This window comes from Streptomyces sp. NPDC051217 (assembly GCF_044455465.1).
GTDB lineage: Bacteria > Actinomycetota > Actinomycetes > Streptomycetales > Streptomycetaceae > Streptomyces.
This window is the reverse complement of the sequence record NZ_JBITEV010000019.1, coordinates 78,771-94,858: the sequence shown is the minus strand read 5'-3', so window position 1 is coordinate 94,858 and position 16,088 is coordinate 78,771. Positions and strand designations below refer to the sequence as shown.

Here is a 16,088-nt window from a genome sequence, read left to right as displayed (position 1 = left end):
GCACGGCCGGCGCCCACCCCGTCAGCGAACGAGCAACGCGAGAACGTGAGATTGGAGGCACGGGCCGACGATCCGCTTCCCCCGGCGGATCCCGCCCCACGCAACCCATGCACCCCCTTCCGACGACTGACAACAGCCTGACCTGGCTCCTGGAGAGCCTGCTGGAGCGCACCCCCGGCACCCGGCACGCCCTGGTGCTGTCGCGCGACGGTCTCAAGCTCTGCTGGAGCCGCCATCTGACGCTCGACCAGGCCGACCAGCTGGCGGCGATCTGCTCGGGCATCCAGGCCCTCGCGCAGGGCGCCTCCGTCGAGTTCGGTGACGGCACGGGCGGCGTACGCCACTCGATGACGGAGTTCCACGGCGGCCTGCTCTTCATCGTGGAGGCGGGCGACGGCGCGCATCTCGCGGTGGTGGCCGCCGACGGCGCCGACCCGGGCGTGGTCGGCCATCAGATGACCGAGCTGGTCGACCAGATCGGCGAGCATCTGCGCGCCGAGCCCCGGACCCCGGTGGCCTCCGAGATCGCCCCCTCATGATCCGCAGGCCCGTCGACATCGGCGATCCCGACCGGCTGTACACCGTCACCGGTGGCCGCAGCCGCGCCGACCACGACGCGTTCGACCTGGTCACACTGATCGTCAGCGAGTGCGCGCCGACCCAGGGAACGCAGTCGGAACACCGCGCGATCCTCGAACTCTGCCGTCACCCGACGGCGGTCGTGGAGATCTCGGCGGAGCTGAGACTGCCGGTGACCGTCGTACGGATCCTGCTCGGCGACCTCCGGGCGACGGGCCGCATCACCGCCCGCCATCCGCGCGCGGCGCGGTCCGTCTCCGCCCTGCCCGACTCTGCCCTCTTGAAGGAGGTGCTCCATGGACTCCGCAACCTCTGAGCTGCCCGCCCGGACCCCCCTGGCCGACGCCGCCGAGACCGGACTCAAGATCGTGATCGTGGGCGGATTCGGGGTCGGTAAGACGACCCTCGTCCGGTCGGTGAGCGAGATCCGTCCGCTCAACACCGAGGAGGTGATGACGCAGGCCGGTGTCGGTGTCGACGAGACCGCCGGTCTCACCACGAAGACCACGACGACGGTCGCCTTCGACTTCGGCCGGATCAGCCTCACCGAACGGGTGGTGCTCTATCTGTTCGGCGCGCCCGGCCAGGAGCGGTTCTGGTTCCTGTGGGACCGCCTGTTCTCGGGCACGCTTGGCGCGGTCGTCCTGGTCGACACCCGCCGGATGAGCGAGTCCTGGTACGCGATCGACCGGCTGGAGCATCACAAGACGCCGTTCGTGGTCGCGGTCAACCGGTTCGACAACGACGTCTCCTCGTTCTCGCTCGACGAGATCCGGCAGGCACTGTCACTGCCCGACCACGTCCCGCTGATCAACTGCGACGCACGGGTCCGCTCGTCCGGCAAGAACGTCCTGATCGCTCTCGTGGACCACCTTTACGAACTGGCGATGGCACGGGAGTTGACGCCATGACCGATCCGTACGCCCCCCACCCCGAAGCCCTCGACGAGCCGGGCCCGCTCCCCGAGGCGCAGCCGCCGCCCGGCTGCCCCGCCGCGCACCCCGACTCGGTGCCGCTGAGCGGTCTTGAGTTCCAGCAGACACCGTCCCAGCTCTACCGCGGCCTGCGCCGCGAGCACGGCCCGGTGGCGCCCGTCCTGCTGGACGGCGGGATCCCCGCCTGGCTGGTCCTCGGCTACTCCGAGGTCACCTATGTCACCAGCCACGACGAGCTGTTCGCCCGGGACTCCCGCCGCTGGAACCAATGGGCGGCGATCCCCCCGAACTGGCCGCTGCTGCCGTACGTCGGCCACCAGCCGTCGGTGCTGTTCGCCGAGGGCGCCGAGCACAAGCGGCGGGCCGGCGTCATCACCCGGGCCCTGGAGGCGGTCGACCAGTTCGAACTGGCCCATGACTGCCATCAGATCGCCGAGCAGCTGATCGATGTGTTCGCGGGCGTCGGGGACGCCGAGTTGATGGCCTCGTACGCCCACGCTCTGCCGATGCGGGCCGCCGTCCAGATGTGCGGCATGCCGGCCGGCGCCGCCGACACCGAGGAGCTCGTACGCGATCTACGGGTGTCCCTGGACGCGGCGGAGGGCGACGATCCGGTGTCGGCGTACGTACGGGTGCAGGAGCGCATCCAGCGGCTGGTGAAGGACAAACGGGCCCGGCCGGGCTCGGACGTCACCTCGCGGATGCTGGGGCATCCGGCGGGTCTGGCGGACGAGGAGATCGTGCAGGATCTGATCTCCGTCATCGCGGCGGCGCAGCAGCCGACGGCCAACTGGATCTGCAACACGCTGCGTCTGCTGCTGACCGACGACCGGTTCGCGCTAAACGTGTCGGGCGGGCGGCTGAGTGTCGGCCAGGCGCTCAACGAGGTGCTGTGGCTGGACACTCCGACGCAGAACTTTATCGGCCGGTGGGCGGTCCGCGACACCCAGCTGGGCGGGCGGCACATCAGGGCGGGCGACTGTCTGGTGCTCGGGCTGGCGGCGGCCAACACCGATCCGCGGATCTGGCCGGAGGGTCGTATCGGCGCGGAGAACTCGGCGCATCTGTCCTTCAGCAACGGCGAGCACCGGTGTCCGTATCCGGCGCCGCTGCTGGCCGACGTGATCGCCCGTACGGCGGTCGAGACGCTGCTGGAGCGGCTGCCGGATGTCGTACTGGCCGTGGAGCCGGGCGAGTTGACGTGGCGGCCGTCGATCTGGATGCGCGGTCTGACGGCGCTGCCGGTGGAGTTCACCCCGGTGGTGGGTTAGGCCGTGTCGCCGTCCTCCGTCGTCGTACGGGGTCGGAGGAGCAGCCAGTACGACGACCGAGAAAGCGTCAAGCCGCGGCGCGGTCAGCTCGCGACCGGCGTGAACTCCACCGGCAGCGATTGCGGACCGCGCGTGAACACGCCCTGCTCGACCGGGTCGAACCCCTTGGCCGGCCGCAGATCGGGCATCGCGTCGAGCAGTTGTCCCACGCCCACCCGGACCTCCGCCCTGGCCAGCAGCGCGCCCACGCAGAAGTGCCGCCCGAGCGCGAAGGCCAGGTGGTCCGCGGCGGCGGAGAACGCGGTGGTCGTCGTCAGGTCGTCCCGGAAGAGGTTGAAGGTGTCGGGTTCGGCGAAGCGGTCGCCGTCCCTGTTGGCGGCGCCTATGAGGCAGGTGACGGTGGCGCCCGCGGGTATGGTGCCGCCGCTGAGCGTGACCTCCTCGGCCGTCTGCCGCATGATCATGTGCACCGGCGGGGTGAACCGCAGGGTCTCCGCGAACGCCCGGTCTATCAGGCTCCGGTCCTCGCGTACGGCTGCGAGCTGTTCCGGGTGGACCAGCAGATTCGCGAAGATCGAGGCGATCGCCTTGTCGGTGGTCTCGCCGCCGGCCGCGAGCAGCAGACTGCAGAACGCCTTGATGTCCTCGTCGCTCATCCGCACCCCGTCGACCTCGGCGGCGCAGAGGGTCGAGAGCAGGTCGTCGCCCAGATTCTCCCGGCGGGCGCGGATGACCGGGATCATGTACTCGGCGAACTCGATCCGGGTCCGTTCACCCGCCGCGGTCACCTCGGGATCACCGGAGAGATTGCCGAGGAAGGCGATGACGGCGGTGTACCAGCCGTGGAAGCGGGCGTGGTCCGCCTGGTCGAGCCCCAGCATCTCGGCGATGACGTTGACGGGGAAGCGGGTCGCGAAAGCGTCCACCAGGTCGACGCTTCCGGTGTGCCGGAAGGTGTCGATGAGCCGGCGGCTGTTGCTCTCGATGACCGGCAGGAACTTCTCCTCCAGGTCGCTGCCCCGGAACGCGGGTGCGACGAGCGCGCGGCGTACGGCGTGTTCGCGGCCGCTCAGCTGGAGGATCGTCTTCCCGTGCACGGGCTCGATCTGCCAGTGGTAGTTCTCGGTGGTGAACGCCGACGCCTTGTCCTTGAAGGCCCGTTCCACGTCCTCGTACCGCGAGATGATGTAGCTCTTGGTGGCCTCGTGCCAGATCAGCGGCGCGCTCTCGCGCATCAGGCGGTAGGCGGGATACGGATTCTCGGCGAACTCGGCCGACAGGATGTCGGGGACCTGCTGTGCGGTGGCCATGGAGCTCCCTCGCTCAAAGGGACGGCGACATTTCACTCCCGCAAGGCTATTGATTGGCCGTCAGATGAGCCAGAGGTGTGCCGGCCCGCCTGGTGCCGGAGCGTGCGGGATCGTCGCTTACGGTTCCGGTACGCGCACGGCGACACCCGTCGTACGAAACAGTGCGACGCGGCAGGCGATACCGAACGGCACCGGAGGAGAAGGCATGACGGAGCGGCCACTGATCGCGGGTCTGGACGGCACGGAGCCGGCGATCGATCCGACGGCGTTCGTGGCGCCGACGGCGGTGGTGCTGGGTGAGGTGACCATGGCGGCCGGTTCGAGCGTCTGGTACCACACGGTGCTGCGGGCCGACGGCGGCCCGATCGTCATCGGGGCCGACAGCAACATCCAGGACAACTGCACCGTGCACGTCGACGTCGGCTCCCCCGTCACACTCGGCGAGCGTGTGTCGGTGGGGCACAACGCGGTACTGCACGGCTGCACCGTCGAGGACGACGTACTGGTCGGCATGGGCGCCGCCGTGCTCAACGGGGCGCACATCGGCGCCGGTTCACTCGTCGCGGCCCAGGCGCTCGTACCGAAGGGCATGCGCGTACCGCCGGGTTCGCTGGTGGCCGGGGTGCCCGCGAAGGTGAAGCGGGAGCTGACCGAGGAGGAGCGCGAGGGCATCAAGCTCAACGCGGCGGTCTATCTGGAGCTGGCCGAGCGCCATCGGGCGGTGTACGAAGGCTGACGGCCGGACGTCAGTCGACGGCGGGTACGGGCTCCGGGTCGAGCGGGCCAGGCCCGTCCGTGGCCGACGTCCGCGCCGCCGCCTGCCCCTGCGTCGACGCCTTCTTGGCCCGGTTCTTGATGACGAGCATCGAGGTGATGCCGATCAGCACGGCGAGTACGAGGCCCAGCCAGGAGAAGCGCTTCAGCCATGCCTCGGCGACGACACCCACCGAGTAGACGACGGCGGTCGTGCCGCCGGCCCAGAGGATTCCGCCGAGGACGTTGGCGATGAGGAACTTCCAGTACGGCATGCGCAGCACACCCGCGAGCGGCCCGGCGAAGATCCGCAGCAGTGCGACGAACCGGCCGAAGAAGACGGCCCACATGCCCCACTTCTGGAACGACCGCTCGGCCATCGCGATCTGCGGCTCTCCGAAGTGGCTCGGGAACTTCTTCCCGAGCCGGGCGAGCAGTGGCCGGCCGCCCTTGCGGCCGATGGCGTAGCCGATCGAGTCCCCGATGATCGCGCCCGCGGTGGCGCACGCGCCGAGGATGTACGGGTCGATGTCACCGTGCTGCGAGGCCAGCAGCGCCGAGCTGACGAGGACGATCTCACCCGGCAGCGGGATGCCGAGGCTTTCGAGCCCGATCACGACGCCGACCAGGATGTAGACGCTGATCGCGGGTACGGTCTCCAGCCACTCCTGGACGTGCAAGACCGGATTCCTTCCGTGTCGGATGTGCCGCTGCTGTGCCGCTGCTGTGCCGCTGCTGTGCCGCTGCTGTGCCGCTGCTGTGCCGCTGCTGTGCCGCTGCTGTGCCGCTGCTGTGCCGCTGCCCGGCGAGCGCCTTCCAGGCGCTCGCCGGGCAGCCTACCTGTGCGCGACACCCGCCGATGACCGGCCCCGGTCGTGGGGCCGCTCGCCGGCGCCGGTCCCGTCAGGTGTTGAGACGCAGCGTCCAGACGATGGTCATCTCTCCGGTGACGGCGCCGTCCTCGCGGGTGAAGACGACGGTGACGGGTATCTCGGGGCGCCCGCCCTCGTCGAGTTCGGCGACGACCTCCGCCACCGGCCGGTCCACGGTGGCCGTCGCCGTGACGACGCCCATGGCGAGCTTCTTGTAGCCGATCTCGGCCTTGACGACGAGCGGTACGGCGCGGGTGAGTTGGTCTCCGAAGGCGGCGAGCACCACGGCGCCGCTGACGGTGTCGCCGAGGGTGAACATCGCGCCGGCGTGCGGGCCTCCCACATGGTTGTGGAAGGGCGGCTGGTCCGGCAGCCGTACGACGGCGCGCTCGGCGGTGGTTTCGAGGAACTCCATGTTGAGGGTCTTCGCCATGGGGACGGTGGCGGCGAGCATCTCGCCGACGGTCATCTGATCAGAACTCATGCGGCTCGATATTACCCGTGGGTAGCCTCAGTTGCCATCCTGCGACAGGGCGGCCGTAGCAGTGCGGGGACGACCCCTCTATCGTTACTCGCCATGTGGCCAGGACAGCAGCCGCCCGGGGGCGAGCCAAACCCGCAGGATCCGAATCCGAACCCGTACCAGCAGCCGGGGTACCAGCAGCCGAATCCCTACCAACAGCCGGGATACCAGCAGCCTGGTTACCAGCAGCAGCCCGGCTACCCGCAGCAGCCGGGAGCCCAGCAGCCCAACCCGTACCAGCAGCCGACCGTGCCCCAGTACGCGGTTCCGGGGCAGACGGGCGGGCCGGACGGCCCCGGTCCCTCGCAGGACAAGAAGCGCACGAAGACGGTCGCGATCATCGCGGCGTCGGCGGTCGTCGTGGCTGCCGCCGCCACGGGCTTCTTCGTGACGCAGGGCGACGACGAGAGCGCGAACGTCGCCGAGGACCCGAAGGCGTCCGAGTCGAAGGAGCCGAAGACGAAGCCGTCGGCGCCGGACAACCCGCGCGACGGGTCGAGCGTCGGCAAGCCCACGATCGCGGGCTGGAAGGTCGTCACCAACCCCAACCACGGGACACAGTTCGACGTCCCCGCCGACTGGGTGGTCGAGAAGCCCGACACCTTCTCGGGCTTCGAGGACGTCGAGAAGGGTGACGGCTCGCCCGCCATCACCTTCTCCGCTCCCGCCTTCCTGAAGTCAAACTGGTGCGAGCAGGACAGCGACCAGGACGGCGAGATGGAGGACGTCAGTCTCGGCGGGACGGGCACCAAGGGCGGCAAGGGCGCCAAGGACACGGCGACCGCCGCCAGCAACGAGTCCGGCAGCTGGGTCTGGGCCGCGTACGCCCAGGAAGCCACTAAGGACCAGCAGCAGGAGGCGATCAAGGTCGAGAAGTCCAAGCCCTACACGACCGCGGCGGGGCTCAAGGGGCACTACTCGACGGCCGCGAGCACGGGCCTTCCCAAGAAGGAGAAGTGCGACAGCGACGGCAAGTCGATCGCCTTCACCTTCACCAACGCCAAGGGTGACTACACGACTTGGGTCGTGTACGGCGCCAAGGGCGTGGACGACGAGATCCCGGACGCCACGCTGATGAAGATCATGAGCACGGTCCGGCTGGCCAAGTAGGCCCGTTCCCAGGCATGCCCGGAGTCGTTTCCGGCACCGGAGTCCTGTCCGCCACCCGGCACCGAGCCCCGCGCACCCGCGCGGGGCTCAGCCGACTCAGCCGATGCTGAACGCGCCCTCGGGCGGCTCGGGCGAGGGCACCGCGTCGGCGTCCCGCACGATCGGCGCGGCTCCGGTGAACCGCCGTAGCGACGCGCCGTGTTCGACACGCGCGGGAAAGGCGTCGGACGCGGTACGGCGGGCCAGGGCCGCCGTGTCGATCGGCGCGTGCGAGGCGAGGAGTACGGCGTTGCCGAACCGGCGTCCGCGCAGCACCGACGGTTCGGCGATAAGTGCCAGCTCCTCGAACACCGAGGCGAAGGTGGCCAGTTGGGACTTCAGAAAGGTGAAAGGCGCACCGTCGGCGAGGTTGGCCGCGTAGAGGCCGTCGGCTCGTAGCGCCCGCTCGGCGGAGCGCGCGTACTCCACGGACGTGAGATGGGCGGGCACCCGTGAGCCGCCGAAGACGTCGGCGATGAGCAGATCCACCGAACCGGCCGGTGCCGTGGCGAGCCAGGCGCGGGCGTCGGCGCCGTGGACGGTGATCCCGGAGTCGTCCGGAAGCGGCAACTCCTCGGCGACCAGGGCGAGCAGGGCCCCGTCGGCGTCGACCACGTCCTGCGCCGAGCCGGGCCGGGTGGCGTGCACGTAGCGGGGCAGGGTGAGGGCCCCGCCGCCGAGATGGAGCACGGTGAGCGGGGCGCCGTCGTCGGCGGCGCGGTCGACGACGTGCCCGAGGCGCCGGGTGTACTCGAATTCGAGATGGGTCGGTTCGTCCAGGTCGACGTACGACTGGGGCGCGCCGTCGACCGTCAGCAGCCACGCCCGTTCGCGGTCCACGTCGGGCAGCAGTCGGGCGGTGCCGTGGTCGACGGTCCGGATGACGGGGATGGCTTCGCTCACCGTCCCATTGTGCGTGCCGTGCCGTGCGGAGCCGACCGCGCCCGTCCCCTCCGGGGTGGAGGAGAAGGGCGCGGCCTGCGCGTCCGACAGGTCCGGTCAGATCAGCTCGGTCACCGTGCCCGCGCCGACCGTGCGTCCGCCCTCGCGGATCGCGAAGCCGAGCCCGGACTCCAGCGGCACGTCCCTGCCCAGCTCCACGGTCAGGGTGACGGTGTCACCGGGCCGCGCGACGGCGAGCTCGCCGAGGTCGATGTCGCCGACCACGTCCGCCGTACGGATGTAGAACTGCGGCCGGTAGCCCGTCGTGACCGGCGTCGTACGCCCGCCCTCACGCGCCGACAGGACGTACACCTGCGCGGTGAAGCGCCGGCTCGGTACGACGCTGTCCGGCGCGGCCACCACATGGCCCCGGCGGACCGCGTCGCGCGGCATGCCGCGCAGCAGCAGAGCGACGTTGTCGCCTGCCTCGGCGGACTCCATCGGCTTCCCGAAGGTCTCCAGCGAGGTGACGGTACTGAGCTGGGGCCCGGACTCGGCGCCGAGCACCTCGATCCGGTCCCCCACGCGCACCGTGCCGCGCTCGACGGCACCGGTGACGACCGTGCCGCGGCCGGTGATGGTCAGGACGTTCTCCACCGGGAGCAGGAACGGCGCGTCCGTGTACCTGACCGGGATCGGCACGTACGTGTCGACCGCGTCCAGCAGCGCCACCACCGCCTCGGTCCAGCGCGGGTCGCCCTCCAGCGCCCGGAGCCCGGAGACCCGGACGACGGGGACGCTCTCCCCGCCGTACCCGTGCGCGCTGAGCAGTTCGCGTACTTCGAGCTCGACGAGGTCGGTCAGCTCGTCGTCGCCCGCGTCGGCCTTGTTGAGGGCGACGACGATGTGGTCGACGCCGACCTGGCGGGCGAGCAGTACGTGCTCGGCGGTCTGCGGCATGATCCCGTCGAGCGCGGACACGACAAGGATCGCGCCGTCGAGCTGGGCGGCGCCGGTGACCATGTTCTTGATGTAGTCGGCGTGGCCGGGCATGTCGACGTGCGCGTAGTGCCGGGTGTCCGTCTCGTACTCCACGTGCGCGATGTTGATCGTGATGCCGCGCGCAGCCTCCTCCGGGGCCCGGTCGATGCGGTCGAACGGCACGAACGTGCCGGTCCCTCGCTGAGGACCTTGGTGATGGCCGCGGTCAGTGTGGTCTTGCCGTGGTCGACATGGCCCATGGTGCCGATGTTGAGGTGTGGTTTGGTGCGCACGTATGCCGTCTTGGGCATGGCTGACGTGTTCCTTCCAGGAACTCGAAGCGTGTAGGGACCCCGGGGCCTTGCCGACCCTCCCCCTGTGGGGTCCGCCGGACGATCCGGGAAGGGTCAGCTTCGGGCGCCGTCGAGGGGCGCCGCCGCGGCGGCCTCCGCTGCCGCCGCTTCGGCGTGCGCTGCGAGGAATGCGGCAGCCTTCGGCGCGTCCGCGACCGCGGACGACGCTGCGTGGAAGGCGTACCGGAACATGTCGTTGATGATGTCCGACCCGGCGGCGGGCCGTCGACAGGTTTTCTTTCGCCGCCCGCCGCCCGCCGCCCGCTACCCGCCCTCGCTCAGACGTTCTTCAGAGGTTCTTCAGGGCTTCGCGTACGGAGAGGGGGGAGAGCCGGTCGCGGGCACCCGCCACGAAGCCCTGGACGGCGGCGGGATCCGTCTTGGCGTACTCGCGCAGGCACCAGCCGATCGCCTTGCGGATGAAGAAGTCGGGGTGCCCGGACTGCCGGAGGCAGTAGCCGAACAGCCGCTCGGTGTCCGTTGCCTGCTTGTAGGTGAGCTGGTGCAGCAGCGCGGTGCGCGCGATCCAGAGGTTCTCGTCCTCGATCCAGGCGTCCATCTCGGTCACGAGCGCGCGGTCTGCGGCGACCAGCCCACCCGCGAGATGGGCGGCGAGGAGGTCGACGGTGTCCCACCAGGGCGCCGTGGAGACCAGATGCCGTACGACCGGGAGGAAGCCGGACGACAGGCGCCCGACGTATCGGCGGAGGTAGTCGACCGCGAAGTACTGGTACTCCCGTTCGGGCAGCTCCCAGCAGCGCAGCGCGATCGCCGCGCAGTCCGTCTCCTCAGGACGCGGCAGTGAGTCGAGCACCTGCCGTGACAGCGCGCGGCGTTCGGGTGCGGGGATGCCGAGGAAGGGGGCGACGCCCTTGAGATAGGCGGCGGACCGCTCGGCCTGTACCGGATCGGCGGCTGTGGCATAGCCGACGGTGAGCCGTTCGAGGACGGTGTCGGCGAGCGCGCTGGGCGGCGGAGCGAGGGTCATGGCGTGCAGGCTATGCGCCGCCACCGACAATGGGCGGGGGCCGGCGTACGTCCCCGAAGGGGACCGGGTCGAGTCCCGAGTGGCGCTTGTCTCGCGGCCCTTGACGGCGATCACAACTCCTCGTCGGTTAGTCTCCCCGCATGCTCGACCCTGTCGACAGGTCGTTCGCCGGCCTTACGGTCCGCTGTACGAGGGTGCTGCTCTCACCCTGGTCCAGGCTCTCTCTTCTGGTACTCGTGCTGGCGTGCGCGGGGGCCGCGGTGCTGGTCTACGAGCCGCAGAAGCTCGTCTCGGCCGGCTGGCCGGAGCTGAGCGGCGGCGTCGCCGTGGTGCTGTTCTCCCTCGCGTACGGGCTGTGCACGGCGGCCTTCGTACCGCGTCCGCTGCTGAATCTCGCGGCGGGCGCTGTGTTCGGTTCGCAGTTGGGGCTCCCGGCGGCCATGGCGGGCACGGTGCTGGGCGGGGCGATCGCGTTCGGGCTCGGCCGTTTCCTCGGTCAGGAGGCGCTGCGTCCGCTGCTGCGGGGCCGCTGGCTGACGGCGGCGGACGGGCAGTTGAGCAAGCACGGCTTCCGCTCGATGATGGTGATCCGGCTGTTCCCCGGGGTGCCGTTCCAGGCCGCCAACTACTGTGCGGCGATATCGCGTATGCGCTGGCGGTCGTATCTGCTGGCGACGGCCCTCGGGACGATCCCGAACACGGCCGCGTACGTGGTCGCGGGAAGCGAGGCGGGGTCGCCGACGTCGCCGGCGTTCCTGGTCTCGATGGGCTTCATCGTGCTGACGGGGGCCGCGGCGGCGGTGGTCGCCTGGCGCAAACGCCACCGCCTGCGCCTCGCCCCGGCGCCCCGGCCCCCCACGGAGGAACGGGTACCGGAGCCGGTCGCCTAGGCCCTGTCCGGCGGGTCTTCGTCGGCCAGGACGCGAAGATCCGCCGGACAGGACCTGGAACGTCTGTGGGCCCCCCGGTCGGGGCGAGTTCCTGCGCACGCCGGGGGCGTGGGCGGGGCGGGGCAATGACCCGTCCGGTACTCCGCGCGCCCTGCCGCGAATCATGGGGCCCCGGAAATGATGAGCGCACCGCACGTGATCCAGACGACTCCGCATACCTGCCCTCCGGCAGGAGGACATGCGGTGGAAGGAACCCACGGTGTTGCTTCTCATCTCTCCCGACGGTGTCGAAGAGGCCCTCGACTGCGCGAAGGCGGCGGAGCACCTCGACATCGTCGATGTCAAAAGACCGGCCGAGGGCTCGCTCGGCGCGAACTTCCCCTGGGTCATCAAGGAGATCCGTGACGCGGTCCCGGCGGACAAGCCGGTGTCCGCCACCGTGGGGGACGTACCGTACAAGCCCGGCACGGTGGCCCAGGCGGCGCTCGGCGCGGTTGTCTCCGGCGCCACGTACATCAAGGTCGGCCTCTACGGATGCACGACCCCCGAACAGGCCACCGATGTCATGCGCGGGGTCGTCCGGGCCGTGAAGGACTACCGTCCGGACGCGTTCGTCGTCGCCTCCGGCTACGCCGACGCCCACCGGATCGGCTGCGTCAACCCGCTTTCGCTGCCCGACATCGCCCGCCGGTCCGGCTCCGACGCGGCCATGCTCGACACCGCCGTCAAGGACGGGACCCGGCTCTTCGACCACCTGCCGCCCGACGTCTGCGCGGAGTTCGTCAGGCTGGCCCACGAGGCCGGTCTGCTGGCCGCCCTCGCGGGCAGCGTCAAGGCGGCCGACCTCGCCGCGCTGACGCGCATCGGCACGGACATCGTGGGCGTACGCGGGGCGGTCTGCGAGGGAGGTGACCGCACCACCGGAAGGATCCAGCCGCATCTGGTGGCAGCCTTCCGGGCGGAGATGGACCGGCATGCCCACGAGCACGCGGCGACCGTCGCCGCCGCGAGCTGACCGCCGGCATGCCGACAAGCCCGCGCGGTCGCGCGACGGCGGCCGGCGGTGAGCGCTTCGCCGTCCTCGATCCGGCGACGGGCGAGGCCTTCGACGAGGCTCCCGCCCGGCGGCCGGAGGAGTTGGACACCGTCGTCGAGCGGGCTCACGAGGCCTGGCGCGGCTGGCGGTCCGACTCCCTCGCCCGTTCCAAGGCATTGCTCACGGCCGCCGACGCCGTGGAGGCGGCCGGGGCCGACCTCGCTCCGCTGCTCACCCGGGAACAGGGCAAACCCCTGGCCGAGTCGTACGCGGAGGTCGCCCGCACGGCGGCGCGCCTGCGCTACTTCGCCGAGTTGGTCCCCCGGCCCCGGCCCCGGAAGATCATGGACGGTCGGCCGGTACGCAGCGAGGTCCGCTGGCGACCGCTCGGGCCCACCGCCGCGATCGTTCCGTGGAACTTCCCCCTCCAGCTCGCGTCGGCGAAGTTCGCGCCCGCGCTCGCGGCGGGCAATACGATGGTGCTCAAGCCCTCCCCGTTCACGCCCCTCGCCACCCGGCTGCTGGGGTCAGTCGTCGCCGGCGCCCTCCCCGAGGACGTACTGACGGTCGTCACGGGGCACGAACCCCTCGGCGCCCGCCTCGCGTCCCACCCGGGGATCCGTCATGTGACCTTCACCGGCTCGGTCGCCACCGGGCGGGCCGTCGCGGAGGGCGCGGCGGCCTCGCTCGCCCGGGTCACCCTGGAACTGGGCGGCAACGACGCCGCTGTCCTGCTGGACGATGTCGATGTGGAGCGGATCGCGGAGCGGCTGTTCTGGGCCGCGTTCCGCAACTGCGGGCAGGTCTGCGTGGCGGTCAAGCGGGTCTACGCCCCGGCCCGGCTCTACTCGCGGGTGGTAGAGGCCCTCGCACAGCACGCCAGGGCCGTGGTCGTCGGAGCCGGGCTCGACCCGGGCTCGCAGCTGGGGCCGGTCAACAACGCGGCTCAACTGGCCAGAGTGGAACGGTGCGTGGACCAGGCCGTGTCGGCGGGCGCCCGAGCCGTGACCGGCGGCCACCGGCTGGACCGGCCGGGCTACTTCTTCGCCCCGACGATCCTGGCCGATGTCCCGCCTGCCGGCACTGTGGTGACGGAGGAGCAGTTCGGCCCGGTCCTGCCGGTGCTGCCGTACGGGAGCCTCGACGAGGCCGTCGAGGCGGCCAACGGCACCGGCTTCGGGCTGGGCGGCTCCGTATGGGGGACCGATCTCGACCGGGCCGAGGCGGTGGCCGACCGGCTGGAGTGCGGGACGGCGTGGATCAACCATCACGCGGAGCTCTCCCTCGCCCAGCCGTTCGCGGGCATCAAGGACAGCGGTGTCGGCGTCGCGGGCGGGCCGTGGGGGCTCTACGGAAACCTCAGGCCGTTTGTCGTGCACCGTCCGGGGGCGGCGTGAGAAGGAGGTTCGGCGCGGCGGTCCTGCGCTCGTACGAGAACCGTTTCGCCCTTGAGGAGGTGATCCTGAACGCGGGACCGGCCGACGGCGAGATCCTGGTCAGGATCGCGGGCTGCGGGATGTGCCGGACCGATCTCGCGGTCCGTCGTTCGGCGGGCCGCTCGCCGTTGCCCGCCGTGCTCGGCCACGAGGGGGCCGGGGTGGTGGTCGAGACGGGCGGCCAGGCCACCGGTCCGAGCGTCGGCGACCATGTCGTGCTGAGCTTCGACTCCTGCGGACGGTGCCGGAGTTGTACGGGCGCGGCCCCCGCCTACTGCGACTCCTTCGCCGCGCTCAACCTCTACGGAGGGCGCGCGGAGAACGCGGCACGGTTCACCGACGCGGCCGGGGGCGAACTGGCCCCCCGGTGGTTCGGCCAGTCCTCGTTCGCCGAGTACGCGATGGTCCCGGCCCGCAACGCGGTGCGGGTCGATCCCTCGCTGCCCGTCGAACTGCTCGGACCGCTCGGCTGCGGCTTCCTCACCGGCGCCGGGGCGGTCATCAACTCCTTCGGCGCCGGCCCCGGCGACACGATCGCGGTCCTCGGCGCGGGAGCGGTGGGCCTGGCCGCGGTGATGGCGGCCACCGCCGCCGGGGCGGTGACCGTGGCCGTCGACCGGCAGCCGGAGCGGCTGGCCCTCGCCGAGCGGCTGGGCGCGGTCCCGCTGGACGCCGCGTCGGTGGGTCTGCCCGACCGTATGAGGCGGCTGACCGAGGGCGGCGCGCAGTACGCGTTGGACACCACCGGCTCCGCACCGCTGATCAACGACGCACTCAGGGCCCTGCGCCCGACCGGTCACCTCGGCCTGGTGGCACGGTTCCACACCGCGCTGCCGCTCGAACCGGGGACGCTGGACCGGGGCCGGAGGATCTCCCACATCTGCGAGGGGGACGCGGTGCCAGGGCTGCTGATTCCGCGGCTGACCGGGCTGTGGCGGGCCGGGCTGTTTCCTTTCGACCAACTGATCCGTACGTACCCGCTCGCCGACATCAACGAGGCCGAACGCGATTGCGAAGCGGGCCGTGTCGTCAAACCCGTCCTCATTCCGGAGGGCGGGGAGCGATGAACGCGCGGCCGCCCATCTGATCGCCGGCCCCTCATCCGTATCGCTCGCTTCTCGTGGTCCCTGCTCGTACCAAGGAGGACGCATGACCGGCACAGTGCATGAAAACACCAGTACGGAAGGCGTGGACGGGGGTGTCGGGCTGACCGCTCTCCTGGTCGCCGCGGCGCGGGCGATCGAGACCCACCGCCCCGACAGCCTGGCGCGGGACGTCTACGCGGAGCACTTCGTGCGCGCGGCACCGGCCTGCGCGGGCTGGCCCGTCCACATCCGGCAGGTGCCGGACGGGGACGCGAACCCGCTGTGGGGACGCTTCGCGCGCTACTTCGGCCTCCGGACGCGGGTCCTGGACGATTTCCTGCTTCAGTCGGTGCACTCGGGAGGTGCCCGCCAAGTCGTCCTGCTCGGGGCGGGGTTGGACACGCGGGCCTTCCGGCTCGACTGGCCCGGCGACTGCGTGATCTACGAGATCGACAGGGAAGGCGTGCTGGCGTTCAAACACCAGGTGCTCGGCGCGCTGTCGGCCACCCCGAGGGCGGTGCGCGTGCCGATCCCGACGGATCTGCGCGCCGACTGGGTGGGCGCACTGACCGGGGCCGGCTTCGACCCGGCCGCGCCGAGCGTCTGGCTGGCCGAGGGGCTGCTGTTCTACCTGCCCATGACCGCCGAGACCTACCTCATCGACACGGTGGACCGGCTGAGCGCGGGAGGAAGCGCTCTGGCGTACGAGGTCAAGCTGGAGAAGGACTTGCTGGCGTACCGCGACAGCCCGCTCTACACCGCCACGAGACACCAGATCGGTATCGACCTGCTCAACCTGTTCGACGGGGAGCCGCGGCCCGATTCCGCGGCGGATCTGGCGGGCAGGGGCTGGTCCACGGCGGTCCACACCCCGTTCCACTTCACCCGCCGCCACGGCCGCGGCCCGCTGCCGGAGCCGAACGACGCGCTGGAGGGCAACCGCTGGGTGTTCGCGGACAAGCCCCGGTCGTGACGCCGCGCCTCATCCTCACCGAGGCCGTGAACGCGAAGGCGAAGGCGAAGGCGAAGGCGAAGGCGAAGGCGA

Annotated in this window: 17 protein-coding genes and 1 pseudogene; 11 read left to right on the top strand and 7 right to left on the bottom strand. The window is 71.0% G+C overall.

Translation table 11 applies throughout. The features are described from left to right. The first annotated feature begins 107 nt into the window (after positions 1–107). Genes ACIBBB_RS31880 through ACIBBB_RS31865 form a run of 4 tightly spaced genes read left to right on the top strand, consistent with a single transcriptional unit; the run spans position 108 to position 2,785 of the window. Positions 108–539: a roadblock/LC7 domain-containing protein gene (locus ACIBBB_RS31880; RefSeq protein WP_398988185.1), complete on the top strand. Its 432-nt coding sequence runs from the start codon at positions 108–110 to the stop codon at positions 537–539. Beyond that, complete coding sequence (locus ACIBBB_RS31875) at positions 536–895, top strand: DUF742 domain-containing protein (RefSeq protein ID WP_398988183.1); 360 nt, start codon at positions 536–538, stop codon at positions 893–895. The genes ACIBBB_RS31880 and ACIBBB_RS31875 overlap by 4 nt, the downstream gene beginning before the upstream one ends. Further along, entirely contained in the window at positions 876–1,490 is a 615-nt protein-coding gene (locus ACIBBB_RS31870; protein ID WP_398988181.1) for a GTP-binding protein, read from the top strand. Before ACIBBB_RS31875 ends, ACIBBB_RS31870 begins: the two co-directional genes overlap by 20 nt. Continuing rightward, a complete protein-coding gene (locus ACIBBB_RS31865; protein ID WP_398988179.1) occupies positions 1,487–2,785 on the top strand; it encodes a cytochrome P450 in 1,299 nt (432 codons plus the stop codon). Before ACIBBB_RS31870 ends, ACIBBB_RS31865 begins: the two co-directional genes overlap by 4 nt. Positions 2,786–2,868: 83 nt before the next feature. Here the strand turns inward: ACIBBB_RS31865 and ACIBBB_RS31860 are convergent, their stop codons facing one another. Then, on the bottom strand, positions 2,869–4,095 hold the full coding sequence (locus tag ACIBBB_RS31860; protein WP_398988177.1) for a cytochrome P450: 1,227 nt from the start codon (positions 4,093–4,095) through the stop codon (positions 2,869–2,871). Positions 4,096–4,300: 205 nt separating this feature from the next. Here ACIBBB_RS31860 and ACIBBB_RS31855 point away from each other — a divergent pair, with 205 nt between their 5' ends. Next, entirely contained in the window at positions 4,301–4,831 is a 531-nt protein-coding gene (locus ACIBBB_RS31855; RefSeq protein WP_398988175.1) for a gamma carbonic anhydrase family protein, read from the top strand. 10 nt (positions 4,832–4,841) lie between these two features. Here the strand turns inward: ACIBBB_RS31855 and ACIBBB_RS31850 are convergent, their stop codons facing one another. Together ACIBBB_RS31850 and ACIBBB_RS31845 are read right to left on the bottom strand one after the other, a co-directional pair. Beyond that, a complete protein-coding gene (locus ACIBBB_RS31850) occupies positions 4,842–5,528 on the bottom strand; it encodes a DedA family protein (RefSeq protein ID WP_398988173.1) in 687 nt (228 codons plus the stop codon). A gap of 223 nt (positions 5,529–5,751) precedes the next feature. Beyond that, entirely contained in the window at positions 5,752–6,204 is a 453-nt protein-coding gene (locus tag ACIBBB_RS31845) for a DUF4442 domain-containing protein (RefSeq protein WP_398988171.1), read from the bottom strand. Positions 6,205–6,297: 93 nt separating this feature from the next. On the opposite strand from ACIBBB_RS31845, the gene ACIBBB_RS31840 reads away from it, so the two are divergent. Beyond that, a complete protein-coding gene (locus tag ACIBBB_RS31840) occupies positions 6,298–7,353 on the top strand; it encodes a hypothetical protein (protein WP_398988169.1) in 1,056 nt (351 codons plus the stop codon). A gap of 96 nt (positions 7,354–7,449) precedes the next feature. On the opposite strand, the gene ACIBBB_RS31835 is transcribed toward ACIBBB_RS31840, so the two are convergent. From ACIBBB_RS31835 to ACIBBB_RS31820, 4 genes and pseudogenes are all read right to left on the bottom strand, one after another. Beyond that, complete coding sequence (locus ACIBBB_RS31835) at positions 7,450–8,295, bottom strand: spermidine synthase (RefSeq protein ID WP_398988167.1); 846 nt, start codon at positions 8,293–8,295, stop codon at positions 7,450–7,452. A gap of 96 nt (positions 8,296–8,391) precedes the next feature. After that, positions 8,392–9,566: pseudogene (gene tuf / locus ACIBBB_RS31830) on the bottom strand (elongation factor Tu). A 96-nt stretch (positions 9,567–9,662) separates the two neighbouring features. Further along, a complete protein-coding gene (locus tag ACIBBB_RS31825) occupies positions 9,663–9,800 on the bottom strand; it encodes a hypothetical protein (RefSeq protein WP_355187196.1) in 138 nt (45 codons plus the stop codon). A gap of 97 nt (positions 9,801–9,897) precedes the next feature. Further along, positions 9,898–10,596 carry a DNA alkylation repair protein gene (locus ACIBBB_RS31820; protein WP_398988165.1) on the bottom strand — a complete coding sequence of 233 codons (699 nt, stop codon included), beginning with the start codon at positions 10,594–10,596 and terminating at the stop codon, positions 9,898–9,900. Between the two features lie 140 nt (positions 10,597–10,736). On the opposite strand from ACIBBB_RS31820, the gene ACIBBB_RS31815 reads away from it, so the two are divergent. The 5 genes from ACIBBB_RS31815 (at position 10,737) to ACIBBB_RS31795 (ending at position 16,016) form a co-directional block, all read left to right on the top strand. Next, the gene (locus tag ACIBBB_RS31815; protein ID WP_398988162.1) at positions 10,737–11,486 is read left to right on the top strand and encodes a TVP38/TMEM64 family protein; all 750 of its coding nucleotides are present in this window, start codon (positions 10,737–10,739) and stop codon (positions 11,484–11,486) included. A gap of 238 nt (positions 11,487–11,724) precedes the next feature. Further along, a complete protein-coding gene (locus tag ACIBBB_RS31810; protein WP_398988160.1) occupies positions 11,725–12,501 on the top strand; it encodes a (5-formylfuran-3-yl)methyl phosphate synthase in 777 nt (258 codons plus the stop codon). A gap of 8 nt (positions 12,502–12,509) precedes the next feature. After that, positions 12,510–13,919, top strand: a complete 1,410-nt coding sequence (locus tag ACIBBB_RS31805; RefSeq protein WP_398988158.1) for an aldehyde dehydrogenase family protein — start codon at positions 12,510–12,512, stop codon at positions 13,917–13,919. After that, positions 13,916–15,025, top strand: a complete 1,110-nt coding sequence (locus ACIBBB_RS31800; RefSeq protein ID WP_398988156.1) for an NAD(P)-dependent alcohol dehydrogenase — start codon at positions 13,916–13,918, stop codon at positions 15,023–15,025. The genes ACIBBB_RS31805 and ACIBBB_RS31800 overlap by 4 nt, the downstream gene beginning before the upstream one ends. Before the next feature lie 82 nt (positions 15,026–15,107). Continuing rightward, on the top strand, positions 15,108–16,016 hold the full coding sequence (locus ACIBBB_RS31795; RefSeq protein WP_398988154.1) for a class I SAM-dependent methyltransferase: 909 nt from the start codon (positions 15,108–15,110) through the stop codon (positions 16,014–16,016). Positions 16,017–16,088 lie beyond the last annotated feature (72 nt).